The 23,467-nt window shown below is 70.2% G+C and carries 22 protein-coding genes; 12 read left to right on the forward strand and 10 right to left on the reverse strand.

What is annotated here, in order from left to right:
- Positions 1-85 precede the first annotated feature (85 nt).
- Both AWC03_RS06745 and AWC03_RS06750 read left to right on the forward strand, forming a co-directional pair.
- A complete protein-coding gene (locus AWC03_RS06745; RefSeq protein WP_085239748.1) occupies positions 86-1,168 on the forward strand; it encodes a ferredoxin--NADP reductase in 1,083 nt (360 codons plus the stop codon).
- A 50-nt stretch (positions 1,169-1,218) separates the two neighbouring features.
- Positions 1,219-1,752 (forward strand): hypothetical protein, encoded by a 534-nt coding sequence (locus AWC03_RS06750; protein WP_085239749.1) that lies wholly within the window; start codon positions 1,219-1,221, stop codon positions 1,750-1,752.
- 56 nt (positions 1,753-1,808) lie between these two features.
- Here the strand turns inward: AWC03_RS06750 and AWC03_RS06755 are convergent, their stop codons facing one another.
- Positions 1,809-2,954, reverse strand: coding sequence for an LLM class flavin-dependent oxidoreductase (locus tag AWC03_RS06755; protein WP_244275077.1), 1,146 nt, complete (start codon positions 2,952-2,954; stop codon positions 1,809-1,811).
- Complete coding sequence (locus AWC03_RS06760) at positions 2,951-5,539, reverse strand: cation-translocating P-type ATPase (protein WP_249025834.1); 2,589 nt, start codon at positions 5,537-5,539, stop codon at positions 2,951-2,953. Before AWC03_RS06760 ends, AWC03_RS06755 begins: the two co-directional genes overlap by 4 nt.
- A gap of 392 nt (positions 5,540-5,931) precedes the next feature.
- On the opposite strand from AWC03_RS06760, the gene AWC03_RS06765 reads away from it, so the two are divergent.
- Complete coding sequence (locus AWC03_RS06765) at positions 5,932-6,786, forward strand: class I SAM-dependent methyltransferase (protein ID WP_211279214.1); 855 nt, start codon at positions 5,932-5,934, stop codon at positions 6,784-6,786.
- On the opposite strand, the gene AWC03_RS06770 is transcribed toward AWC03_RS06765, so the two are convergent.
- Positions 6,783-8,906 carry an acyl-CoA dehydrogenase family protein gene (locus AWC03_RS06770; protein ID WP_085239752.1) on the reverse strand — a complete coding sequence of 708 codons (2,124 nt, stop codon included), beginning with the start codon at positions 8,904-8,906 and terminating at the stop codon, positions 6,783-6,785. The genes AWC03_RS06765 and AWC03_RS06770 overlap by 4 nt on opposite strands.
- A gap of 337 nt (positions 8,907-9,243) precedes the next feature.
- Here AWC03_RS06770 and kstR point away from each other — a divergent pair, with 337 nt between their 5' ends.
- The gene (gene kstR / locus AWC03_RS06775; protein ID WP_040621610.1) at positions 9,244-9,843 is read left to right on the forward strand and encodes a cholesterol catabolism transcriptional regulator KstR; all 600 of its coding nucleotides are present in this window, start codon (positions 9,244-9,246) and stop codon (positions 9,841-9,843) included.
- 77 nt (positions 9,844-9,920) lie between these two features.
- Here the strand turns inward: kstR and AWC03_RS06780 are convergent, their stop codons facing one another.
- Positions 9,921-11,000, reverse strand: coding sequence for an Rv3575c family transcriptional regulator (locus AWC03_RS06780; protein ID WP_085239753.1), 1,080 nt, complete (start codon positions 10,998-11,000; stop codon positions 9,921-9,923).
- A gap of 129 nt (positions 11,001-11,129) precedes the next feature.
- On the opposite strand from AWC03_RS06780, the gene AWC03_RS06785 reads away from it, so the two are divergent.
- The 7 genes from AWC03_RS06785 (at position 11,130) to AWC03_RS06815 (ending at position 17,497) form a co-directional block, all read left to right on the forward strand.
- The gene (locus AWC03_RS06785) at positions 11,130-12,068 is read left to right on the forward strand and encodes a metal ABC transporter solute-binding protein, Zn/Mn family (RefSeq protein ID WP_085239754.1); all 939 of its coding nucleotides are present in this window, start codon (positions 11,130-11,132) and stop codon (positions 12,066-12,068) included.
- Positions 12,065-12,889, forward strand: a complete 825-nt coding sequence (locus AWC03_RS06790) for a metal ABC transporter ATP-binding protein (RefSeq protein WP_085239755.1) — start codon at positions 12,065-12,067, stop codon at positions 12,887-12,889. Before AWC03_RS06785 ends, AWC03_RS06790 begins: the two co-directional genes overlap by 4 nt.
- Positions 12,886-13,746, forward strand: a complete 861-nt coding sequence (locus AWC03_RS06795; RefSeq protein ID WP_085239756.1) for a metal ABC transporter permease — start codon at positions 12,886-12,888, stop codon at positions 13,744-13,746. Before AWC03_RS06790 ends, AWC03_RS06795 begins: the two co-directional genes overlap by 4 nt.
- A 37-nt stretch (positions 13,747-13,783) precedes the next feature.
- The gene (locus AWC03_RS06800) at positions 13,784-14,497 is read left to right on the forward strand and encodes a sensor domain-containing protein (protein WP_085239757.1); all 714 of its coding nucleotides are present in this window, start codon (positions 13,784-13,786) and stop codon (positions 14,495-14,497) included.
- Between the two features lie 61 nt (positions 14,498-14,558).
- Entirely contained in the window at positions 14,559-15,317 is a 759-nt protein-coding gene (locus AWC03_RS06805; protein WP_085239758.1) for a LamB/YcsF family protein, read from the forward strand.
- Complete coding sequence (locus tag AWC03_RS06810; RefSeq protein ID WP_085239759.1) at positions 15,317-16,240, forward strand: MBL fold metallo-hydrolase; 924 nt, start codon at positions 15,317-15,319, stop codon at positions 16,238-16,240. The genes AWC03_RS06805 and AWC03_RS06810 overlap by 1 nt, the downstream gene beginning before the upstream one ends.
- Before the next feature lie 15 nt (positions 16,241-16,255).
- The gene (locus AWC03_RS06815) at positions 16,256-17,497 is read left to right on the forward strand and encodes an SLC13 family permease (RefSeq protein ID WP_085239760.1); all 1,242 of its coding nucleotides are present in this window, start codon (positions 16,256-16,258) and stop codon (positions 17,495-17,497) included.
- On the opposite strand, the gene AWC03_RS06820 is transcribed toward AWC03_RS06815, so the two are convergent.
- Genes AWC03_RS06820 through carD form a run of 6 tightly spaced genes read right to left on the reverse strand, consistent with a single transcriptional unit; the run spans position 17,494 to position 22,552 of the window.
- The gene (locus tag AWC03_RS06820; protein ID WP_085239761.1) at positions 17,494-18,483 is read right to left on the reverse strand and encodes a glycerophosphodiester phosphodiesterase; all 990 of its coding nucleotides are present in this window, start codon (positions 18,481-18,483) and stop codon (positions 17,494-17,496) included. The two genes, AWC03_RS06815 and AWC03_RS06820, sit on opposite strands and share 4 nt — an antisense overlap.
- Positions 18,480-19,412: a 23S rRNA (guanosine(2251)-2'-O)-methyltransferase RlmB gene (gene rlmB, locus AWC03_RS06825; protein ID WP_085239762.1), complete on the reverse strand. Its 933-nt coding sequence runs from the start codon at positions 19,410-19,412 to the stop codon at positions 18,480-18,482. The genes AWC03_RS06820 and rlmB overlap by 4 nt, the downstream gene beginning before the upstream one ends.
- The gene (gene cysS / locus AWC03_RS06830) at positions 19,413-20,831 is read right to left on the reverse strand and encodes a cysteine--tRNA ligase (RefSeq protein WP_085239763.1); all 1,419 of its coding nucleotides are present in this window, start codon (positions 20,829-20,831) and stop codon (positions 19,413-19,415) included.
- Positions 20,832-20,881: 50 nt separating this feature from the next.
- Positions 20,882-21,364: a 2-C-methyl-D-erythritol 2,4-cyclodiphosphate synthase gene (ispF, locus tag AWC03_RS06835; protein ID WP_085239764.1), complete on the reverse strand. Its 483-nt coding sequence runs from the start codon at positions 21,362-21,364 to the stop codon at positions 20,882-20,884.
- Positions 21,361-22,047, reverse strand: coding sequence for a 2-C-methyl-D-erythritol 4-phosphate cytidylyltransferase (gene ispD / locus AWC03_RS06840; RefSeq protein WP_085239765.1), 687 nt, complete (start codon positions 22,045-22,047; stop codon positions 21,361-21,363). Before ispD ends, ispF begins: the two co-directional genes overlap by 4 nt.
- A 16-nt stretch (positions 22,048-22,063) precedes the next feature.
- Positions 22,064-22,552 carry an RNA polymerase-binding transcription factor CarD gene (carD, locus tag AWC03_RS06845; protein WP_007166539.1) on the reverse strand — a complete coding sequence of 163 codons (489 nt, stop codon included), beginning with the start codon at positions 22,550-22,552 and terminating at the stop codon, positions 22,064-22,066.
- Positions 22,553-22,849: 297 nt separating this feature from the next.
- Here carD and AWC03_RS06850 point away from each other — a divergent pair, with 297 nt between their 5' ends.
- Positions 22,850-23,416 carry a copper chaperone PCu(A)C domain-containing protein gene (locus AWC03_RS06850; protein WP_085239766.1) on the forward strand — a complete coding sequence of 189 codons (567 nt, stop codon included), beginning with the start codon at positions 22,850-22,852 and terminating at the stop codon, positions 23,414-23,416.
- Positions 23,417-23,467 lie beyond the last annotated feature (51 nt).

Raw genomic sequence — 23,467 nt, forward strand, 5'->3', positions numbered from 1 at the left:
CGAGCAGGGTATTCCTGCGGCTGGTAGCGATATGGATCCGGTTTTCTGTAACATGTTCTAGTTGTGACGAGAGGGAGGATGGGTCTTGGCCGAGGCCAATCTCGACGAGCCACTCGGTGACCACGTCCTTGAACTGCAGATCGCCGAGGTCGTCGCCGAGACCGACGACGCGCGGTCGCTGGTGTTCGCGGTGCCCGACGAGCCGGGTGACCCCGACATCCCGCCCGAGCGGCTGCGCTACGCGCCGGGCCAGTTCTTGACGCTGCGCATCCCCAGCGAGCGCACCGGCTCGGTGGCCCGCTGCTACTCGCTGTGCAGTTCGCCGTTCACCGACGATGCGCTGACCGTCACGGTCAAGCGGACCGCGGACGGGTACGCATCGAACTGGCTGTGCGAGCACGCCCGGGCCGGCATGCGGATCCACGTGCTGGCCCCGTCGGGCACCTTCGTGCCGAAAACGCTCGACGACGACTTCCTGCTGATGGCCGCGGGCAGCGGGATCACCCCGATCATGTCGATCTGCAAGTCGGCCCTCGCCGAGGGCGGCGGCCAGGTGACCCTGCTGTACGCCAACCGCGACGAGAAGTCGGTGATCTTCTCCGACGCGCTGCGCGAATTGTCCGCCAAGCATCCCGACCGGCTCACGGTCGTGCACTGGCTGGAATCGCTGCAGGGGATGCCGAGCGTCGCGGCGCTGGCAAAGCTCGCCGCCCCCTACACCGATCGGCCCGTGTACATCTGCGGGCCCGGACCCTTCATGGACGCCGCCCGCGAGGCGCTGGAATCGCTGAAAGTGCCTGCCGCGCAAGTGCACATCGAGGTGTTCAAGTCGCTGGACTCCGACCCGTTCGCGGCGGTGAAGATCGACGACACCGCCCCGGGCGACCAGCCGCCCGCCACCGCCGTGGTGCAGCTGGACGGGGAAACCCACACCGTGTCGTGGCCGCGCAACGCCAAACTGCTCGACGTGCTGCTGGCGAAGGGCCTCGACGCGCCGTTCTCCTGCCGCGAGGGCCACTGCGGCGCGTGCGCGTGCACCTTGCGCAGCGGCAAGGTGAGCATGGAGGTCAACGACGTGCTCGAGCAGCAGGACCTCGACGACGGCCTGATCCTGGCCTGTCAATCCCACCCCGAATCTGATTCGGTAGAAGTCACCTACGACGAGTAGTGGCGGGATTAGGTTCACCGTTAGGGTTGGCGAACCGAGAGGGGAGCAGCATGAAGCGGCTGATGACGGGGATGACGGTCGTCGGATCGGCGTTGGTGTTGCTGCCCGCCCCCGCCGCCGGCGCGGCCAGCAACACCGCGACCACGTTGTTCCCGCTGGACGGACCCAACCAGCTGGAGACGCGCACCGTCCTCAATTGCTTCAAGTCCGACGGCCACTGCGACTTCACCGCCGGAGCGGACATGCTGACCCCCGACGGGGTGACCGGCTTCCCGCCCGGGCTGTGGGCCCGCCAGACCACCGAGATCCGTTCGTCGAACCGGCTGGCCTACCTGGACGCGCACGCCACCGGCCAGTACGAGCGGGTGATGAAGTCCATGGGATCCGACGAGATCACCACCGTCTACTTCGGCGAGGGCCCGCCGGACAAGTACCAGACGACGGGCCGCATCGACTCCACCGATTGGCAGACGGGCCAGCCCAAGACCGACAACAACGTCATCGTCTGCACCCACATCCAGGTGGTTTATCCCGGGGTCAACACCACCTCACCCAGCACCTGCGCCCAGACCACGTTCTCCTAGGGCCGCGTGGGTTCACGGATCCGGCTGGACCGTCGGTCAAGGCACTGGGCTTTGAGTTAACTGCCGTGTTGGGCAATGCCACGAAGTGACCGCGCGATCCGCCCGGTGGCCCAGAGCCCGTAGAGGGCGGCGCGTTTGGAGACCAGACCTGACACGGGGGCGAGGACGACGTGCCGCATGCCGGCGTCGCCGAAGGCCCGAAGCCTGGCGACCACCTGGTCGGGGGCGCCCCACAGGAGCGGGCCCTCGCTGACCAGGTCGTCGGGTACCGCGGCGATCGCCGCGTCCATCGTCGCCCGGTCGTAGTCGCCGGGCACGAAGTCGACGAGCGGGTTGAAGTGTTCGCCAAAGGGGTGCACGGTCCCGGCTTGGCGCCACAGGTCGCTGGGCGCCATCAGTCCCAACGACCTGATGACCTTCGTCCTGAGCATGGCTCGCGCCTCGCGCTCGGTGGGTGCGATCACCGCGAACCGGTGCAGCGCAGGGGTGATCGAGGCCGGGTCACGCCCCGCCTCACCGGCCGCGGCTCGCACCGTCGCGAGCTTGTCCGCGTATTCGCGCGGCGACACTACCGCGGTGGGGTACCACCCGTCGCCGTAGCGTCCGGTCAGTGCAAGCATCCGCGACCCGTGTCCGGCGATCCAGATCTCCGGAGCCCTGCCAGGTGCGGGTTTGAGATCCATCGGCGCGCGCTCGAGCCGAAAATGCCTGCCCGAGAACGTGATCGGCCCTCGCTGCGACAGGCAGAGCCGGATGATTTGCAGGGCCTCCTCCAGGCGGCCGACCGGCCCGGTGGGGTCCAGCCCGTAGGGGTCGATGTTCATCCGTTCGCCGGCTCCGATGCCGAGGATGGGTGCGCGCTTGGTCAGATGGGAAAGGGTCATGATGGCTTGCGCGATCAGGACGGGGTGCCGCCTGATCGACTCGGTCACCCCCACGCCCAGGCGCATACGGCCCACGCGCGACGCGAGGAAACCGAACAGCACTTGATAGTCGAAGAACTCGTGCGGGGTCGGGCGCTGCGCGGCGAGCCACGTCAGCTGCCGGTCCCAGATGACGCTGGGGAAGACGTTCTGGAAGTGATCGATGAGCATGACGGAGTCCAGCCGCATCGCGCGGGCTCCGACGAGATAGGCGCGAGTGGCACCGAGCGGGGGCTGGGTGCCGAGCTGCAGGCCGACCGCGATCCCCGAACCGGTCACGACGGCCTCACCCGATGAGACCGGGACGAACCCGGTTGCCGGTGCCCGGTGACGGTCTTGTAGATCTCGAACCAGCCGACACCAACGACTCCGGCGACGACGGCCACACCCCATTGACCGGGCGTGATCTGACCGAACTTGAACGCGTGGCGCAAACCCGGAACGGACAGCACGACAACGAGAAGCGCGGTGGCCCCGCCCAGGACCCATTTGAGCGTTGGGTTGCGGCGCTGCTGAAACGCCCGCCACACCGGCAGCCGCCACGAGCGATTCACCAAGATCAGCGCCAGGTTGCTCACGACGAGCGTGGCGAACGTGATCGAGCGCACGACGTCGTTCGACTGTTCGGTCAGCACGGCCCACACGTAGACCGCCGCGGTGGCGGCCAGCGCCGACAATCCTTGCAGCGCGGCGATGGTCAGTACGCGCCGGCCGAACATCGGCTCGTGCAGCCCGCGTGGTGGTTGTCGCATGATCGCGGGATCGATCTGCTCCGCCTCGAAGACCACCGAGCAGGCGGGGTCGATGATGAGTTCCAGGAACGCGATCTGCACGGGGAGCAGGACCAGTGGCCAGTGCGCCACGAATACGGGGATCAGTGACATGCCGACGATCGGCAGGTGCACCGCGATGACGTAGGCCATCGCTTTGCGAAGGTTGTCGAAGATGCCCCGGCCCTGACGTATCCCGCCCACGATGGAGGTGAAGTCGTCGTCGGTGATCACCAGGGCGGCCGATTCGCGCGCGACGTCGGTGCCGTGCGCTCCCATCGCGATGCCGATATCGGCGGCCCGCAGCGCGGGGGCGTCGTTGACGCCGTCGCCCGTCATTCCGACGACCTCGTCGTTGGCCTGCAGCGCCCGCACCAGCGCAAGCTTCTGGTCGGGAACCATCCGAGCGAACACGCTCACCGAGCGAATGCGTTCCGCCAATTCATCTTCGGGGATCGTGCCGAGATCGGAACCGGTGATGCAGCCGGCGGCATGGTCGAGGCCGATTTCGCGCGCGATGGCCAGGGCCGTCCCGGGGTAGTCGCCGGTGATCATGATCGTCCGTATCGCCGCGCTGCGGCATTCCTCGACGGCGGCGGCCACGCCGGGGCGGACCGGGTCGTGCAGGCCGACGAGACCGAGGAATTCGAAGTCGAAGTCATGCTGTTGCGTGGGCAGTGCGCTGTCGGCGTCGAATCCCGCGCGCGCGACCGCCAGCACCCGCTGGCCGTCGGCGGTGGCCTGTTCGACCTGAGCGGCCACCGACGCCAGCCGTTCGGCGCCCAGGTGACACAGATCGGCGATCGCCTCCGGGGCGCCCTTGGCGGCGATCACATAGCGTTCCCCGTCGGGTGAGCGCCAGACGTGCGACAGGGCCAAAAGGCCTTCGGAGAGCGGATATTCGCGGACCAGCTCCCAGTCGTCGTGCAGATGCGCGGTGCCGGACAGGTATTTCGCGCCAAGATCCTTGAAGGCCTTGTCCATCGGATCGAACGGATCGATGGGTGAGGCGAGCACCGAGAACTCCGCGATTGTGTGGAACGCCTCCGGCAATAATTGGCCATCGCAGGTGAAAGTTCGCCCGCCGGCGATCAGCTGCCGCACCGTCATTTGGTTCATGGTCAGGGTGCCGGTCTTGTCCACGCACAGCACGGTCGCCGATCCCAGCGTCTCGACCACGGGGGGCCGGCGCGTCAGCACATGCTTGCGCGACATCCGCCAGGCACCCAGCGCCATGAAGACGGTCAGCACAACGGGGAACTCTTCGGGCAGCAGCGCCATCGCGGTCGCGATGCCGGCGAGTAGCCCGGCCAGCCAATTGCCCCGGGTCAACCCGTAGACCACCACCACGGCCGCCGCGGCGGCCATCCCGAAGACCGCCAGAACCCTTACCAGCCTGTTGATTTCGCGCTGCAGCGGCGTGCGTTGCGGCTCGATGGTCCGCAGGGCCGCGCCGATCTTGCCCAGCTCGGTGCCCGCGCCGATGGCCTTGGCGACCGCCATGCCATGGCCTTTGACCACCAGGGTGCCCGAGAAGACCCACGGCGTCGCGTCCCCGCCCGCATGCCCCATCGGCGCCGACATGGCGGAAGAGTCCACCGCGACCTTTCGCACCGGCACGGACTCACCCGTCAGCGCCGATTCGTCAACCGAGAAGTTGGCACAGTCCACCAGCACGGCGTCGGCCGGCACCCGGTCGCCCTCGGCCAGCATCAGCAAGTCACCACGGACGACGTCCCTGCCCGCTACGCGTCGCTGCACCCCGTCGCGCATGACCAGCGCCCGGGGCGAGGAGAGGTCCCGCAGCGCGGCCAGCGCCCGCTCGGTCTTGTGCTCCTGGTAGATCGAGATCACGATCACCACGACGACAAACGCCATCAACATCACGCCGTCGAGCGGCTCGGCCAGCAGGAAATTGACCAGGCCGGCACCGAGCAGGAGCAACAGCATGGGCTCGCGGATCACGTCCCACGCCTCACGGAAGATGTTGCGCTGCTTGGCTGTCGGCAACTCGTTGGGGCCATCGACCGCCAGCCGGCGTGCGGCCTCCTCCGACGTCAGCCCAAGGGTGGTCGCATCAGCTGTCAGCGACACGTGATGCCCTGCCCCCGTCGTCGCTTGTGCAAGACCACGGCACGTCGCGCACCCACGACACGGCTCCCTTCCTCGCACCGGCGTTTGACACCCAGTAGAGCGACCGCTTGACGGGCCCGGCCAGGGCCGAAAGGCCCCGACACGAACACGCTCCACGAGATTACCGGCGCGGGCGCCCGATGAGCTGGCCGCGGCGCAGCGTAGCCGTGGCCATGCGCCGGAAAACCGGTCGCCTGCATACACTTCTGGCGGTCAGCGGCTCTCGCCGAGGACTTCGGTCTCTAGCCCCGGCGTACCGGATGGCCGAAACTGTTCTGGCGATGCGCGCGACCGGCCGATGGTGAACATCGGGCGGCGCGAGCGATCCGCCCGGACTGACGATGGGTGATCACATGAAGGTCAGCCTCACGGGGACGCAGCAGACCGCGCTGGTCACCCTCTACGGCAAGGCGCTGGACAGCCGCCGGCCCGATTCCATCCTCGGCGACCGCGAAGCCGATCGCGCCGTGCGGCGCCTCGACTACGACTTCGGCGACTTGCGCATGCGCCCTCGCGATCAACAATCCTCCGCGATGCGCTCCAAGGCCTACGACCGGCGGGTCATGCGATTCCTCGACGGTCACCCCGATTGCGTCGTCTTGCATCTGGGCTGCGGACTCGACACCCGGGCCTACCGGGTCAACCCGCCGGCCACCGTCGACTGGTATGACATCGACCTGCCCGACGTCATCGCACTGCGGCGAAAGCTGTTTGATCCACGCCCCGGGCTGCACGTTGTCTCCGCCTCGATCACCGACCCGGAGCTGCTCGGCGGGATCGCCGCCGACCGGCCGGTCCTGGTTGTCGCCGAGGGGCTGACGCCATATCTGCGTCGCACCGACGGCCTGGCGATGCTGCGGCGCATCGTCGGGCACTTCCCCGCGGGTCTATTGCTTTTCGATGGCTACAGCCGCGCGGGAGTGTGGCTGCTGCAGCGTTATCCGCCGGTGAGAGCCTCAGGCGCGCAGCTCGATTGGAGCATCGGCGACCCGCGCGAACTCGAAAGGGCGGTGCCGGGGCTGGTGTTCGACGGCGAATGGTGGGTCGCCGATGCGGAAGACATCAAGCGGCACTTCTCACCGATGTACTGGCACGTGATGCAGATCCTGTTCCACATCAGCCCGATCAGGCGACTCGGGCGCGGCCTGCAATACCACTTCGGACCGAACGCCGGCGGGCAGAGCGCCGTTGGGCCCGGGCGGCGCTAGCGCGGCAGGCCGAGGAGCCGCTCGGCGGCTACGGTGAGCAGGATCTGCTCGGTGCCGCCGGCGATGGTCAGGCAGCGGGTGTTCAAGAAGTCGTACACCGCGTGGTTGCGGACCAGCCCGCCGCCCTCGGAGACGTCCATCATGTACTCGGCCAGCGCCTGCCGGTAGCGCACGCCGATGAGCTTGCGGACGCTGGACTGCGCGCCCGGGTCCTGCCCGCCGACGGCGAGCTGGGCGATCCGCTGGTCCAGCAGCGCACCGGTCTGGGCGATCACGATCAACCGGCCGAGCCGATCCTGCTGCGCGGCGTCGAGGTCGAGCTTCGCCAGCACCCTGAGCAGCTCCTCCATCGGGTTGCCCAGCGCGGTGCCGGTGGCCATCGCGACGCGCTCGTTGGCCAGCGTGGTCCGCGCCAGCCGCCAGCCGTCGTTCACCGCGCCGACCACCAGCTCGTCGGGGACGAACACGTTGTCCAGGAAGACCTCGTTGAACAGCGAGTCGCCGGTGATCTCGCGCAGCGGCCGGATCTCGATGCCGGGCGAGCGCATGTCGACGATGAAGTAGGTGATGCCCTTGTGCTTCGGCGCGTCGGGATCGGTGCGGGCCAGGCACACACCCCAGCGCGCCTTGTGCGCCGCCGACGTCCAGACCTTCTGCCCGGTGAGCAGCCAGCCGCCCTCACCCCGCACCGCCTTGGTACGCAGCGACGCCAGGTCCGAGCCGGCTCCCGGCTCGGAAAACAGCTGGCACCACAGGAATTCACCGCGCAGGGTGCCCGGCACGAAGCGCTCGATCTGCTCGGGGGTGCCGTGCTCGAGGATGGTCGGCGCCGCCCACCAGCCGATCACCAGGTCCGGGCGGATCACGCCGGCCGCCGCCATCTCCTGATCGATCAGCAGCTGTTCGGCCGGTGACGCGGAGCGCCCGTGCGGAGCCGGCCAGTGCGGCGCCTGCAGCCCGGCCTCGGCGAGCGCCGCCTGGCGCTTCTCCTCGGGCAGCGCGGCGACCTCAGCGATGGCCGCGGCGATCGCCGCACGCTGGCCCTCGACGTCGGTGAGGTCGATTCCCAGCCGCCGCCGCACGCCGGCCTGGGTCAGTTCGGTGACGCGGCGCAACCAGCGCTCGGCGCCGCCCAGGAAGCGTCCGATGGCGTGCGCCCGGCGCAGGTACAGGTGGGCGTCGTGCTCCCAGGTGCAGCCGATGCCGCCGAGGACCTGGATGCAGTCCTTGACGTTGGCCTTGGCGGCGGCGATACCGATGCTCGCGGCCAATGCGGCCGCGATCGAAAACTGCTCGGGATCGGACTCCGCGGCGGCGCGGGCGGCGTCGGCGGCGGCCACCTCCGCCTGCTCGGCGCGGCACAGCATCTCGGCACACAGGTGCTTGACGGCCTGGAAGCTGCCGATCGGCTTGCCGAACTGCTCGCGGACCTTGGCGTAGTCGACGGCGGTGTCCAGTGACCACCGCGTCACGCCGGCGGCCTCGGCCGCCAGCACGGTCGCCGCCAGCTCCTCGACCCGCGCCGGCGACGCCGCGATCACGGTGGCCGGTGCCGACGTCAACACCACCCGGGCGAGCGGCCGGGAGAAGTCGGTGGCCTCCAGCGGCTCGATCTGCACGCCTTGCGAGGCGGTGTCGACCAGCAGCCACTTGCCGTCGGCGGGCAGCAGCAGGACACCACCGTCGGCGGCGCCCAACGCCCACGGCAGGACACCCGACACGCGCGAGCTGTCGGCGTCGAACTGGGCGTCACCTTCCAGCGCCAGCCCGGCGAAGCGTTCGCCGGCGGCCAGCTGCCCCAGCAGTTCGGGATCGGTGACGACGAGCGTCGCCAGCGCGGTGGTCGCCACCGGGCCGGGCACCAGCGCCTTGGCCGCTTCCTCGACCATCGCGCACAGATCCTCGACGCTGCCGTCCGCGCCGCCGTGCTCCTCGGGGATCGCGACACCGAAGATGCCCAGCTCGGCCAGGCGGGCGAAGACCGGGCGCCACGCGTCCGTGTCGCCCCGCTCGACCTCGCGGATTGCCGTCGTCCCGCCGGGCCCCGACGTCGCGTTGCGGGCCCAGTCGCGCACCAGGGCGCGCGCGGCGAACTGCTCGTCTGTGACGGTCGCTACCACCCTCGGGACCTCCGCGTCCTTCGACTCGACGTGACCTGGGGCCTACGACCCCTAGCTCTCGATTGTCCTGTCTGCCTCGGGTCGCTGCGCAACCCGACCACGTCGCAGACTAGAACGTGTTCTAATAGTGCCAGCGATCGACCGTCAAGTCGAACGCCATCGCAGCAGCACATGCGGCTGTCCCGGCGGTACGGAGGTGGGAAATTCACACTCAGCATGCGTATCGTTTGCAAGCGAGCCGCCAGGAACAGGAGCAACCCCGCAGATGCCAGCCAGTGCCAACTCGAAGGCCACCTCGAGCCGCGCTTCTGACTCGCAGCCGCGCGAGGTGATGAACGTGGCAGTGCTGGCCGAGTCCGAACTCGGCTCTGAGGCCCAGCGGGAGCGGCGCAAGCGCATCCTGGACGCCACCATGGCCATCGCGTCCAAGGGTGGCTATGAGGCGGTTCAGATGCGTGCCGTCGCGGACCGCGCCGACGTCGCGGTGGGCACTCTGTACCGGTATTTCCCGTCGAAGGTGCACCTGCTGGTTTCGGCGCTGGGCCGCGAATTCAGCCGCATCGACGCCAAGACCGACCGCTCGTCGGTCGCCGGGGGCACGCCGTTTCAACGGCTGAACTTCATGGTCGGCAAGCTCAACCGGGCCATGCAGCGCAATCCCCTGCTCACCGAGGCCATGACGCGTGCCTATGTGTTCGCCGACGCCTCGGCGGCCAGCGAGGTCGACCAGGTCGAGAAGCTCATCGACTCCATGTTCGCCCGGGCCATGGCGGACGGGGAGCCGACCGAGGACCAGTACCACATCGCCCGGGTGATCTCGGACGTGTGGCTGTCCAACCTGCTCGCCTGGCTCACCCGGCGCGCCTCGGCGACCGACGTCAGCAAGCGCCTGGACCTGGCCGTGCGGTTGCTGATCGGGGACCAGAACGGCGGCTAGCGGCGATCGCAAGCGCGGCGTAGCCGGGCGCTGGGGGTACCCCCGCGAAGCTGGGGGACGGGTCGCCGCCATCAGGGCTAGGCGGGCGGACCGGCGGTGCGGCCCCGGATCAGCTGGGTGCCCAGGACCTCGGCGACGGGCAGGCCCGACCGCGGCGGACTCAACAACAGCTCACCGGCCCGGCGACCCTTTTGCAGGCTCGGCTGCGACACCGTGGTCAAGCCCCGGCCGACCGCGTCGGGCACCCCGTCGAAACCGGTGACGGTCATCTGCCCGGGCACGTAAATGCCATGTGCGCGAAGGTAATCCATGGCGGACAGGGCCAATATGTCCGCCGTGCACATCAGCGCGGTGATCCGCGGGTTGGCCTCCAGCGCCGCCTTGGCCGCGGCCCCACCCGAGTCCGGCAGGTGCTCGTAGCTCTCCACCACGGTCAGCGCGCCGGGGTCGACGCCGGCCGCCGTCATCGCCTCCCACACCCCGGTGATCCGTTCGCGCTGCACGTCGAAGGCCGGCGACCGTAACCGGTCGACGTCCACCAGCCCTTGCCGCCGGTCCCGGCCGAGCCGCATGGTCAGCAACCCGATCTCGCGATGCCCCAGGCCGAGCACGTAGTCCGCCAGCTCGCGCATCGCCGCCCGGTCGTCGATGCCCACCCGGGACACACCGGCGAGCCCCTTCGGCTGGTCGACCACCACGACCGGCAACCGGCGCTGCAGGACGACCTGCAGGTAGGGGTCGTCTTCGCAGACCGAATACACCACGAAACCGTCCACACCGGCGCCCAGCACCGCGCTCATCCCGTCCTCCATGCTGCGGCCGGGCCCGACGGCCACCAGCAGCAGCCCCTGCCCCAGCTCTTCGCAGGACTGGGCGACCCCTGCGACGAAGTCCCGGGCCGCCGGGTCGCTGAAGAAGTAGGTCAGCGGTTCGGCCATCACCAGGCCGACCGCGCCCGCCTTGCGGGTGCGCAGGGATCGCGCCACGGGGTCCGGACCCGGGTAGCCGAGCCGCTTGGCCGTCGCCAGCACGCGTTCGCGCAGGTCGGCGGAGAGTTGATCCGGCCGGTTGAAGGCGTTCGAGATCGTGGTGCGCGACACCTTCAGTTCGTCGGCCAGCGATGCCAGAGTCGCACGCCGGCGCGGTGCGGGACCCACGTTCGGTGACGCTACAGCGGATCGACTGTCGCGCCTACGCGGCGGCCGACCGCCAGTTTGTAATGGAAACGATTTTCATTAGTATTGTGGGTCGGCCGGTCGGCCAGTGAGAGGATTTCGGACGTGCGCATGGCGCTCAAGCGGGGACGACGCGCGGTGCGTGATGCGCTGCGTTGGCTGCCTGCCGCGCTGGTCCTGCTGGCCGCCGCCGCGCTCACCGGTTGCGGCGGCACGGCGCACCCACGCGCGGCCACCGTCGTGGCCTCCACCGGCGTCTGGGGCAGCGTGGTGCTCGCCGTCACCGGCCGTCACATCCCGGTGAACTCCATCCTGACCGGGGCCGACACCGACCCGCATTCCTATCAAGCCAGCCCCTCGGATGCCGCGGCCATCGCCGACGCCACCCTGGTCGTGTACAACGGCGGCGGTTACGACCCCTGGGTCGAGCAGGTGCTGGCGGGGCATCCGGGCGTGCAATCGATCGGCGCCTACTCGTTCCTCAAGGGGGCCGGCGCGGGACAGCAGCCGGCCAACGAGCACGTCTTCTACAACCTCGGCGTCGCCAAGTCGGTGGCCTTCGCCGTCGCCGACCGCGTGGCCGCCATCGACCCGGCCCACGCCGCCGAGTACCGCGCCAACGCCGCCGAGTTCTGCCGCGGCGCGGACGCGATCGCCATCTCCGAACACGCCATCGCGAGCGCCTACCCCGGCACCCCGGTCATCTCGACCGAGCCGGTCGGCCACTACCTGCTGGCGGCCACCGGACTGGTCAACCGCACACCGCCCGCCTTCACCGCCGCCAACGAGAACGAGACCGATCCCTCGCCGGCCGACATGGCGTTCGTCCTCGACCTGATCAACCACCGCCAGGTGTCGGCGGTGCTGGTCAATCCGCAGACGTCCACCGCGGCGATCAACGGTGTGCGGGACGCCGCGCAGCGCTCGGGCGTGCCGGTGACCGAGGTGAGCGAAACCCTGCCCGCCGGAACCGATTACCTGACCTGGCAGCGCAACACGGTCAACCAGCTGCTGACCGCGCTGCAGTCGGGCCGGTCCGTGCAGCCATGACCCTCGATGCGGCCCGGGCCGTCGACCGCTACCCGGACACCGTCTCGCTGCGCGGTGCCCGGCTGGCGTTCGGGGACCGCGTGCTGTGGGACCACCTCGACCTGTCGGTGTCGCGCGGCGAGTTCATCGCGGTCCTCGGTCCCAACGGCAGCGGCAAGACGTCGCTGCTCAAGGTGCTGCTGGGGCAGCTGTCGCTGTCCGCCGGTGTCGCGCTGGTCGACGGAAAGCCGATGACCTCGGGCAGCGAACGCGTCGGCTACGTGCCGCAACACCGGCCGATGGACCACGACGTGATGCTTCGGGGACGCGACCTGGTTCGGCTGGGCTTCGACGGTCACCGGTGGGGCGGCCTGCCGCTGAGGGGCGCCGACCGGGCACGCCGCCGCGCGGCGGTGGCCGACGCGCTGCGGCAGGTCAACGCCGAGCACCTGGCGGACGTCCGGGTGGGCGTGATGTCGGGCGGGGAGTTGCAGCGGATCCGCATCGCGCAGGCGCTGGTGAGCGATCCGATGCTGCTGCTCTGCGACGAGCCGCTGCTGGCCCTGGACCCGGCGAACGCCAAGCTGGTGTCCGCACTGATCGACCGCCGCCGCCGCGAGGCGGCGACCACCGTCATCGTCGTGACCCACGACGTCAACGCGATCCTGCCGTACGTGGACCGGCTGGTGTATCTGGTCGACGGCCGATTCCGCATCGGCACCGTCGACGAGGTGATGACCACGGAGACGCTCTCCTTGCTGTACCGGGCCGACATCGAGGTGGTGAAGGTCAAGGACCGCTACGTGGTGGTGGGCGACACCAACGACGGTGCGCACCCGTGAACCACCGGCTCACCGACGTCCTTGCGCACCTGCTCGACTTCGACGTCACCGCGCACCTGCTCGGCCACGACTTCGTCCGCCAGGCGCTGCTCGCCGCCGCGCTGCTGGGACTGGTGGCGGGGCTGATCGGGCCGTTCATCGTGATGCGCCAGATGTCGTTCGCCGTGCACGGTTCCAGCGAATTGTCTTTGACCGGAGCGGCTTTCGCACTGCTGGTCGGGTTCTCGGTGGGGCTGGGAGCGCTGGTGGGCAGCGCACTGGCGGCCGCGCTGTTCGGCGTTCTGGGGCGGCGGGCCCGCGAACGCGACTCGGTGATCGGCGTGGTGCTGGCCTTCGGGCTCGGCCTGGCGGTGCTGTTCCTCTACCTCTACCCGGGCCGCACCGCGACCAGCTTCGCGTTGCTCACCGGTCAGATCGTCGGCGTCAGCTACACCGGGCTGACCATGCTGGCCCTGGTGTGCCTGCTCGTCATCGCGGTGCTGGGCATCTGCTACCGCCCGCTGTTGTTCGCCACCGTCGACCCCGACGTCGCGGCGGCCCGCGGCGTGCCCGTGCGCGCGCTGGGCATCGTGTTCGCCGCGCTGGTCGGTGTGGTGGCCGCCCAGGCCGTGCAGATCGTCGGGGCGCTGCTGGTGATGTCGTTGCTGATCACCCCGGCGGCCGCGGCCGCCCGCGTGGTGGCCTCGCCGGCGACGGCGATGGTGGCCTCCGTCGTCTTCGCCGAGGTTTCCGCCGTCGGCGGCATCGTGCTGTCGCTGGCGCCCGGCGTCCCGGTGTCGGTCTTCGTCGCAGGCATTTCCTTCCTGATCTACCTGGTCTGCTGGCTGCTCGGGCGCCGGCGGGAAGTCGCCGCCTAAGCTTGTCGCCATTGACGGGCCCCGCGTCCGAAAGGCTGTGGTGCGTAGGCAAATCCCGATCCTGCTGCAGGCGGCGGCGTGCGGCCTGACGGCCGGCTGCACCACCATCGTCGGTGGTAGCGCCGCGCCCGCGGACACCCGCGGTCCGCTGCCGGGGGCGCCGGTTGCGGTCACCGCCCTCGACGGGCTGCTGCTCGACGACAGCAAGCTCAACGAGATCGTGGGCGCGGGCATGCGGATCCGGTATCGCACGCAGGAGATGTGGGACTCGAGCCAGACGTTCAGCGACAAGAGCTGCTTGGCGATGGCCGGGCCGGCCCAGCAGGCCGTGTACGCGGACACCGGCTGGACCGCGGTGCGCGGCGAGCGACTGGACGACAGCTTCGACGACCCCAAGGTGCGCAACGGCTCCGTCAACCAGGCCGTGATCGCCTACCCCGCGGCCCGGCAGGCCAACGCGTTCTACGACGCCTCGGTCCGGAGGTGGTCCGCCTGTGCCAACCGCCGGTTCGTCGACCATCCCCCCGGCCAGCCCGAGATCGCGTGGGCCGTCGCCGATTCCCACAAGGTCGGCGGCACGCTCAGCACGTCCGAAGAGCAGGAGGGCAGCCAGGACGGCTGGCGGTGCCAGCGCGCGCTGACCGTGCGCAACAACATCGTCGTCGACGTGGCCGCCTGCGGCTCCTTCTTGTCCGGTGGGTCCGCGGTCGACGTCGCCCAACAGATCGCGGCCGCGGTGGTCACCCGCTAGGTGCCGGGGAAGACGACCGCCTCTGAAGGACGGCGCCGGCGCCGCCCCATAAGCTGGGCGGGTGGCCCGCATCGACCTCAACGCCGACCTGGGCGAGGGCTTCGGCGTCTGGCGCCTCGGCGATGACGACGCCATGCTGCGGATCGTCACCAGCGCCAACGTGGCGTGTGGATTCCATGCCGGGGATCCGGCCGGCCTGCTGCGGGTCTGCCGGTCGGCCGCCGAGCGCGGTGTTCGGATCGGGGCGCAGGTGAGCTATCGCGACCTGGCCGGCTTCGGCAGGCGCTTCATCGACGTCGCCGCCGACGACCTCGTCGCCGATGTGGTGTATCAGATCGGCGCGCTGCAGGCGATCGCGCGCGCGTCGGGCTCCGCGGTTTCCTACGTCAAACCCCATGGTGCGCTGTACAACACGATCGTGACCCACCGCGAACAGGCGGCCGCGGTCGCCGACGCGGTGCGAATGGTGGACCCGGCGCTGCCCGTGCTGGGCCTGGCCGGCTCGGCGTTTTTCGACGAGGCCGCGCGCCGCGGCCTGCGCACGGTGGCCGAGGCCTTCGCCGATCGCGCCTACCGGCCCGACGGCCAGTTGGTGTCGCGCCGCGAGCCCGGCGCGGTGCTGCACGACCCGGCGGCGATCGCCGAGCGCGTGCTGGGCATGGTGACCTCCGGCCGGGTCACCGCTGCCGGCGGCGCGTCCGTCTCGGTCGACGTGGAATCGGTTTGCGTGCATGGTGATTCGCCCGGTGCGGCGCAGATCGCCGCCGCCGTCCGCGATCGGCTGCAGGCCGCGGGTGTCGAGATCGGGGCGTTCGCCTGATGCGGCTCAAACTCGGCCGGCCCGACATCGCACGGTATGCGGACCGGTTCGACGCGCCCGCCGCCGAACCCGGCTCGCTGTCGGTGTCGGTGCTGTGGATGGGCGTGGCGACGCTGCTCGTCGACGACGGGTCGTCGGCGCTGCTGACCGACGGCTACTTCTCCCGGCCCGGCCTGGCCCGGGTGGCCGCCGGCAGGGTGGCGCCGGCGCCGGCCCGCGTGGACGGCTGCCTGGCCCGGGCCAAGGTGTCCCGGCTGGAGGCCGTGATCCCGGTGCACACCCACATCGACCACGCCCTGGATTCCGCGCTGGTGGCCGAACGCACCGGCGCACTGCTGGTCGGCGGTGAGTCGGCGGCCAATGTCGGGCGCGGACACGGGCTGCCCGACGAACGGATCGTCGTCGCCCAGAGCGGCGAGCCGATCACGCTGGGCGCCTACGACGTGACGCTGGTGGAGTCCCATCACTGCCCGCCGGACCGCTTCCCCGGCACCATCGACGCGCCGCTGACCCCGCCGGTCAAGGCCTCCGCCTACCGCTGCGGTGAGGCCTGGTCGGCGCTGGTGCACCACCGGCCGTCGGAGCGGCGGCTGCTGATCCAGGGCAGCGCCGGCTTCGTCAGGGGCGCGCTGGCCGGCCACCGCGCCGACGTCGTCTACCTGTCGGTCGGGCAGCTGGGGCTGCGGCCGCGGTCCTACCTGATCGACTACTGGACCGAGACCGTGCGCGCGGTGGGGGCGCGCCGGGTGCTCCTCATTCACTGGGACGACTTCTTCCGGCCGCTGTCGAAACCGCTGCGGGCGTTGCCCTATGCGGGCGACGACCTCGACGTGTCGGTCCGCATCCTCGACGAGCTGGCCGCGCACGACGGTGTCGCGCTGCACCTGCCGACGGTGTGGCGGCGCGAGGACCCCTGGGCGTGAAGCGGCCTTAAGACATTGACCCTGACACTTGCGCTGGCGCTGCTCGCTGCCGTCCTGGCGTTCGCGGTGGTGCGTCCGAAGGGCCTGCCGGAGGCGGTGGCGGCCGTTCCCGCGGCGCTCGTCCTGGTCGCGGTCGGCGCCATCTCGGTGCGCCAGGCGGCCGACGAGGTGGCCGGGTTGTCGGGGGTGGTCGGGTTTTTGGGCGCGGTGCTGGTGCTGGCCAAGCTGTGCGACGACGAGGGCCTGTTCGAGGCCGCGGGCGCCGCGATCGCGCGCGGCCGCGTCGGGTCGGGCGGCCTGCTGCTGCGGGTGTTCGTCATCGCCTCCCTGATCACCGCCGTGCTGAGCCTGGACACCGCGGTGGTGTTGCTGACGCCGGTGGTGCTGGCCGCCGTCCGCCGGCTGAAGACACCGGTGCGGCCGTACGCCTATGCCACCGCGCACCTGGCCAACGGCGCCTCCCTGCTGCTGCCGGTGTCGAACCTGACCAACTTGCTGGCGTTCCACACCGCCGGCCTGTCATTCACGCGGTTCACCCTGTTGATGGCCCTGCCGTGGCTGGGCGCGGTGATCACGCTGTACGCGATATTCCGCTGGTTCTTCGCGGGCGACCTGCGTGTGCAGCCCGAACCGGAGGACGACGGGCAGGCGCCGCGCCCGCCGGTGTTCGTGTTGGTGGTCGTCGGGCTGACGCTGGCCGGGTTCGCGGTGGCCCAGTCCGTCGGGGTGGCCCCGGCCTGGGTGGCGCTCGCCGGCGCCGCCGCGCTGGCCGTGCGCAGCCTGAACCGCGGGCACACCTCGGTGGTGGACATCGCGCGCTCGGCGCACGTGTCGTTCCTGGTGTTCGTGCTGGCGCTCGGTGTCGTGGTGCGGGCGGTCATGGTCAACGGCATGGACAGGGCGATGTCGGCGGTGCTGCCGTCCGGTTCGACGCTGCCCGCGCTGCTGGCCATCGCCGCGGTGGCCGCCGCGCTGGCCAACGTCGTGAACAACCTGCCCGCCACCCTGGTGCTGCTGCCGCTGGTCGCCCCGAGCGGACCGGTCGCCATCCTGGCCGTTTTGCTCGGGGTGAACATCGGACCGAACCTGACCTACGTCGGTTCGCTGTCCAACCTGTTGTGGCGGCGCGTGCTTCGCCAGCACGATGTCGATGCCGGCGTCGGGGAATACACCCGGCTCGGGCTGTGCACGGTGCCCGTGTCCCTGGTTGTCGCGGTGGTCGCGCTGTGGGCGTCGGCGCGCCTGCTCGGCGGCTAACCGCTGTGGTAGGCCGGCGGCAGCGGCATTCCGAGTTCGGCCATCACGCCGCGCAGCAGCGTCGGGAAGTCGGTGATGAGTCCGTCGACCCCGTCGGCGATCTGTTCGCGCATGCCGGCCGCGTCATCGACGGTCCACGGGATCACTTCCAACCCCAGCGAATGCGCGCGGTCGACATAGGGTTTGCCCGTGACGAGGCGGTAGTCGGGCGAGATGATGTCGGCGCCCACCAGCTTCGCCCCGAGCATCGGGTCATTGATGGCGGCCGGGTTCTCCCCCGCGAGCCATGGCGAATCCGGCACCCAGGTGTCCTGGCTGTACAACGCCACCAACGGAATTGACGGCTCGTCCCGGCGCACCATCGGCAGGGTGCGCCAGTCGAAGCTTTGTATCTCCACCCGGCCGACTTTGCCGGCTGACCTGACCGCCGCCAGTATCACGTCGACGAACTGTCGGGGATCGGCCGACGTGCCGGGGTGGTCGGCCGCCACCTTCGTCTCGATGTTGTAGCGCACCGCGGCGCGGTAGGAATCGGCGAGGTCGAACACCTCCGGCAGGATGGCTATCTTGTTGCCCCGTACCACCTCGGCGTCGGGAAACTCCGCCAGCCGCCGCCCGCAGTCGAGCGTGCGGATCTGCGCCAGGGTGAGCTCGTGCACCAGCTTGCCGACGTAGGGATACTGCGGATCGCCGGCGAACGCGGGTCCGGTGTCGGTGCATTTCTGGGCGTCGATCGTCGGGTCGTGCCACACCAGCGGCTGGGCGTCCCTGGTGAGGTTGATGTCGAGTTCGAGTGTGCTGACGCCCAATTCGAGTGATTTGGCGAAGGCCCGCAGCGACTCCTCGGTGGTCTCGCCGCGTCCGCCGCGATGCGCCTGTAGGTCGAAGGCGGCTGCTTGCGCCGGGGCCGCCGCCGGCGGCGCGAGCACCGCCAGCGTCAGCAGTACCGCACCCAGGCGCGCGAGCCGGGCGCGCACCGGAGTCAAACCCTGCGCTGGCGGGCGATCTCGGCGAGCACCACCCCGGCGGCGACCGAGGCGTTCAGCGATTCGGCGTGCCCGGCCATCGGGATGGACACCACCTCGTCGCAGTTCTGCCGTACCAGCCGCGACAACCCCTTGCCCTCGGACCCGACGACAACCACCAGCGGGTCGGCGCCGTCCATGTCGTCGACCACGGTGTCGCCGTCGGCGTCCAGGCCGATCACCCGGATTCCGCGATCGGCCCAATCCTTCAGCGTGCGAGTGAGATTCGTGGCCCTGGCGACCGGGATGCGGGCCGCGGCGCCGGCGCTGGTGCGCCACGCCACCGCCGTCACTGACGCCGAACGCCGCTGCGGGATCAGCACGCCGTGGCCGCCGAACGCCGCGACCGAACGCACGATCGCGCCCAGGTTGCGGGGATCGGAGATGTTGTCCAACGCCACCAACAGCGCGGGCGGCGAGCTCATCGCCGCCGCCAGCAGGTCGTCGGGATGGGCGTAGTTGTACGGCGGCACCTGCAACGCGATGCCCTGGTGCAGGTGGTTGGCGGTCATCCGGTCCAGGTCGGCACGCGGCACCTCGAGGATAGAGATGCCCGAATCCGCCGCACGGGCAACGCTTTCGGTGACGCGTTCATCGGCCTCGGTGCCCAGGGCCACGTAGAGCGCGGTCGCCGGGACACCGGCGCGCAGGCACTCCAGCACGGGGTTGCGGCCGAGCACGGTCTCCGTCTCGTCGGTGGGCCGCTTGCTGGGCCGCCGCGGCTGGGACTGGGCGCGCTTGGCCGCGGGATGGTTGGGACGCAGGTGCGCCGGCGGCGTGGGACCGCGTCCCTCCAGCGCCCGGCGGCGCTGGCCGCCCGAGCCCACGGTGGCCCCCTTCTTGGTGCCCGCTTTGCGTACCGCCCCGCGGCGCTTCGAATTGCCGGCCATCTAGTTATCGCGCTGCTCTTCGCGGGCCGACAGCTCCCACTGCGGTCCGTCGGCGGTGTCGGTGACCTCGATACCGGCGAGCTTCAGCCGCTCGCGGATCTCGTCGGCGAGCGCCCAATCGCGTTGTTCGCGGGCCTTTTCCCGGTTCTCCAACTCGGCCCGCACCAGCACCTCGACGGCCGCCAGAGCCGCCGACGTCTCGTCGCGGGTTTCCCAACGCTCGTCGAGCGGGTCGCAGCCCAGGATGCCCATCATGGCGCGGATCGCGCGCGCATGCTGCAGCGCGCCGTCGTGATCGCCGGTGTCGAGGGCCCGGTTGCCCTCGGCCCGGGAGTGGTGCACCTCGGCGAGCGCCGCCGGCACCGCCAAGTCGTCGTCGAGCGCCTCGGCGAACCGCGGGGTCGGATCGCCGGGCTCGACGCCACCGACCCGGACCCGGACGCGGTGCAGGAATTCCTCCACGCCCACATAGGCTTTCACCGCATCCTGCAGGGCGGTGTCGGAGAATTCCAGCATCGAGCGGTAATGGGCGCTGCCCAGGTAGTAACGCAGCTCCGCCGGCCGTACCCGCTGCAACAACGCCGGGATGGCCAGCACGTTGCCCAGTGATTTGCTCATCTTCTCGCCGCCCATGGTGACCCAGCCGTTGTGCAGCCAGTACCGGGCGAATCCGTCACCGGCGGCACGGCTCTGCGCGATCTCGTTCTCGTGGTGCGGGAAGACCAGGTCCATCCCGCCGCAATGGATGTCGAACTCCGGCCCCAGATAGGTCCGCGCCATCGCCGAGCATTCCAGGTGCCAGCCCGGGCGCCCGCGCCCCCAGGGCGTGGGCCACGACGGCTCGCCGGGCTTGGCGGCCTTCCACAGCGTGAAGTCTCGCTGGTCGCGCTTGCAGGTGGCCACACCCTCGCCCTGGTGGACGTCGTCGATCTTGTGCCCGGACAGCTGGCCGTACTCCGGATAGCTGAGCACGTCGAAGTAGACGTCGCCCCCCGCGGGGTAGGCGTGGCCGGTTTCGATCAGGCGGTCCATCAATTCGACCATCTGGGTGATGTGCCCGGTGGCGCGCGGCTCGGCCGACGGCGGCAAGACGTCCAGGGCGTCGTAGGCGGCGCTGAACGCGCGCTCGTAGGTGGCCGCCCACTCCCACCACGGTCGGTCCGCCGTGGCGGCCTTGTTGAGGATCTTGTCGTCGATGTCGGTGACGTTGCGGATGAACGCGACGTCGCAGCCGCGGGCCATCAGCCAGCGGCGCAGGATGTCGAAGGCCACGCCGCTGCGGACATGGCCGATGTGCGGCAGGCCCTGAACCGTGGCGCCACACAGGTAGATGGAGACGTGGCCCTCGCGCAGCGGGACGAAATCACGCACGGCACCGGCGGCGGTGTCGTGTAGCCGCAAGCGGGCGCGATCGGTCACGACGTGCCAGCTTACCGGGTGGTTCCGGGGTGCCCGGCGCTGCGCGGGCCTTATCCGACCGGGATCACCAATGCGGTGGCGATGGCGGCGCGGCCCTCGCCGCGACCGGTCAGCCCCAGCCCGTCGGTCGTCGTCGCCGACACCGAGACCGGAGCCCCCAGCAATTCCGAGAGCACGCGTTGCGCCTCGGCGCGGCGCGGGCCGATCCTCGGCTCGTTGCCGACCAACTGCACCGCGGCGTTCCCGATCCGAAAGCCGTCGCCCGCCACCAGGCCGGCGACGTGGCGCAGCATCCCGGCGCCGCTGACGCCCTTCCAGCGCGGGTCGTCGACCCCGAAGACCGCGCCGATGTCGCCCAGCCCCGCGGCCGACAACAGCGCGTCGCACAGCGCGTGCGCCCCCACGTCGCCGTCGGAGTGACCGGCGCAGCCGTCGGCGCCGGGAAACAGCAGACCCACCAGCCAGCACGGCCGGCCGGGTTCGACCGGGTGGACGTCGACGCCCAGCCCGACCCTTGGCAGCGGCTCGCTCACCGGCGCACGACCGCTTCGGCCAGCAGCAGATCGAGCTGGGTGGTGATCTTGAACGCCAGCGGGTCGCCGTCGACCACCTGGACCTGGCCGCCGACATGCTCGACCAGCGAGGCGTCGTCGGTGAAATCGGCGGTGCCGGCGCGCTGATAGGCCCGCAACAGCAGCTCGCGCGCGAAGCCTTGCGGCGTCTGCACGGCGCGCAGGCCGGCCCGTTCGGGCGTGCCCAGGACGACCCCGTTGGCGTCCACGGCCTTGATGGTGTCATGCAGCGGCAGCGCGGGCACGACGGCGTTGTGCCCGGCCCGCAGCGCGTCCACCACCCGCGCGATCAGCGCGGGCGGCGTCAGGGCGCGGGCGGCGTCGTGCACCAGCACGTACTCGGGATCACCGGCGAGGGCCGTGAGCGCCAGGCTCACCGATGTGGTTCGGTCGGGCCCGCCGGCGACGACGGTCGCTCGCCCGCCCAGCGCCCCTTTGGCCTCATCGACCCGGGACGCCGGCACCGCCACCACGACGTGGTCGACGACTCCGGATTCCAGCAAACCGCCGACGGCGCGGTCCAGCAGGGTGCGCCCGGCGACCTCACAGAATGCCTTCGGGATGCCGGCGCCCAGTCGTTCGCCCGAGCCTGCGGCCGGAACCACCGCGACGACCGTGCCCGAGGCGGGCGTCCCCGTGACCACCGAAGCGTCAGGGCGTTCAGGAAGCGGCGGCCAGAACCTCGTCGAGGATGGTTTCCGCCTTGGCGTCGTCGGTGCTTTCGGCGAGCGCCAATTCACCGACCAGGATCTGCCGGGCCTTGGCCAGCATGCGCTTCTCGCCGGCGGACAGACCGCGTTCCTGGTCGCGGCGCCACAGGTCGCGAACCACCTCGGCCACCTTGTTGACATCGCCGGAGGCCAGCTTTTCCAGGTTGGCCTTGTAGCGGCGCGACCAGTTGGTCGGCTCTTCGGTGTGCGGAGCCCGCAACACCTGGAACACCTTGTCGAGGCCTTCCTGGCCGACGACGTCGCGGACGCCGACGTACTCGGCGTTATCGGCGGGAACTCGAACGGTCAGGTCTCCCTGCGCCACCTTCAAGACGAGATATTCCTTTTGTTCCCCTTTGATGGTGCGGGTTTCAATCGCCTCGACTAACGCAGCACCGTGATGCGGGTAGACAACGGTGTCGCCGACCTTGAAGATCATCTGATTCGAGCCCCTTTCGTTACTTCAGTCTAACACGGCCGCCCAATCGCGCGAGGAGCAACGATGCAGGTCAGGGGCACAACACGCGCAGATTAGGGGTTGACACGGGGAGCAGAACGTGCAGTGACGCACATTACCAATGCGTTCAACCGGCCCCGAGAGCGGCCCCCACGCGGCCCCGAGGGACCCCGGGGAAGGGCCGCAGGGCTGGTCTCGCGCCCCGCGCTACCGTCCGCGAAACCTTCCTACTACTGTGCATAGTTGCATCAGTCGAACCGGCCCAGCAGGAGGCATTGAGTGAACCGCTTCGAGACGAGCCTCCCCGTCCGCCTGTCCCCGCCGACCGTCCGGGCCGCGCTCGTCGGGCTCGTCGCGGTGGTCTCCCTTCTGCTCAGCGGTTGCGGGGCCGGCCAGGTCTCGCAGATGGCCGTCCAGGAGCCCGCGATCAACGGCAACAAGGTCACCTTCAAGAACGTGGCGCTGCGCGACATCCGCATCCAGGCCCCGCAGACCGGCGACTCCATCCAGCCGGGGCGGGCGGTGGACTTGTTGTTGGTGGCCATCAACCAATCGCCCGACACCCCGGACAGGCTGGTGAGCATCACCAGCGACATCGGCGCGGTGGCGTTGAGCGGAGACGGTCGACTGCCCGCCGGCGGCATGCTGCTGATCGGTACGCCGGAGGGCCAGAAGGTGCCGCCGGGCCCCATGGGTTCCAACAACTCGGCCAAGGCGACCGTCATGCTCGCCAAGCCGATCAGCAACGGCCTGCTGTACGACTTCACCTTCAACTTCGAGAAGGCCGGTCAGGCCACCGTGCTGGTACCGGTTTCGGCCGGGCTGGCCCCGCCGCAGCAAAGCTAGACGGGCGTATCCGCCTGTCATAGCCGGGACTTGTCGTACCGCCCCGATACC

This window comes from Mycobacterium europaeum, assembly GCF_002102155.1.
In the GTDB taxonomy this organism is placed as follows: Bacteria; Actinomycetota; Actinomycetes; order Mycobacteriales; family Mycobacteriaceae; genus Mycobacterium; species Mycobacterium europaeum.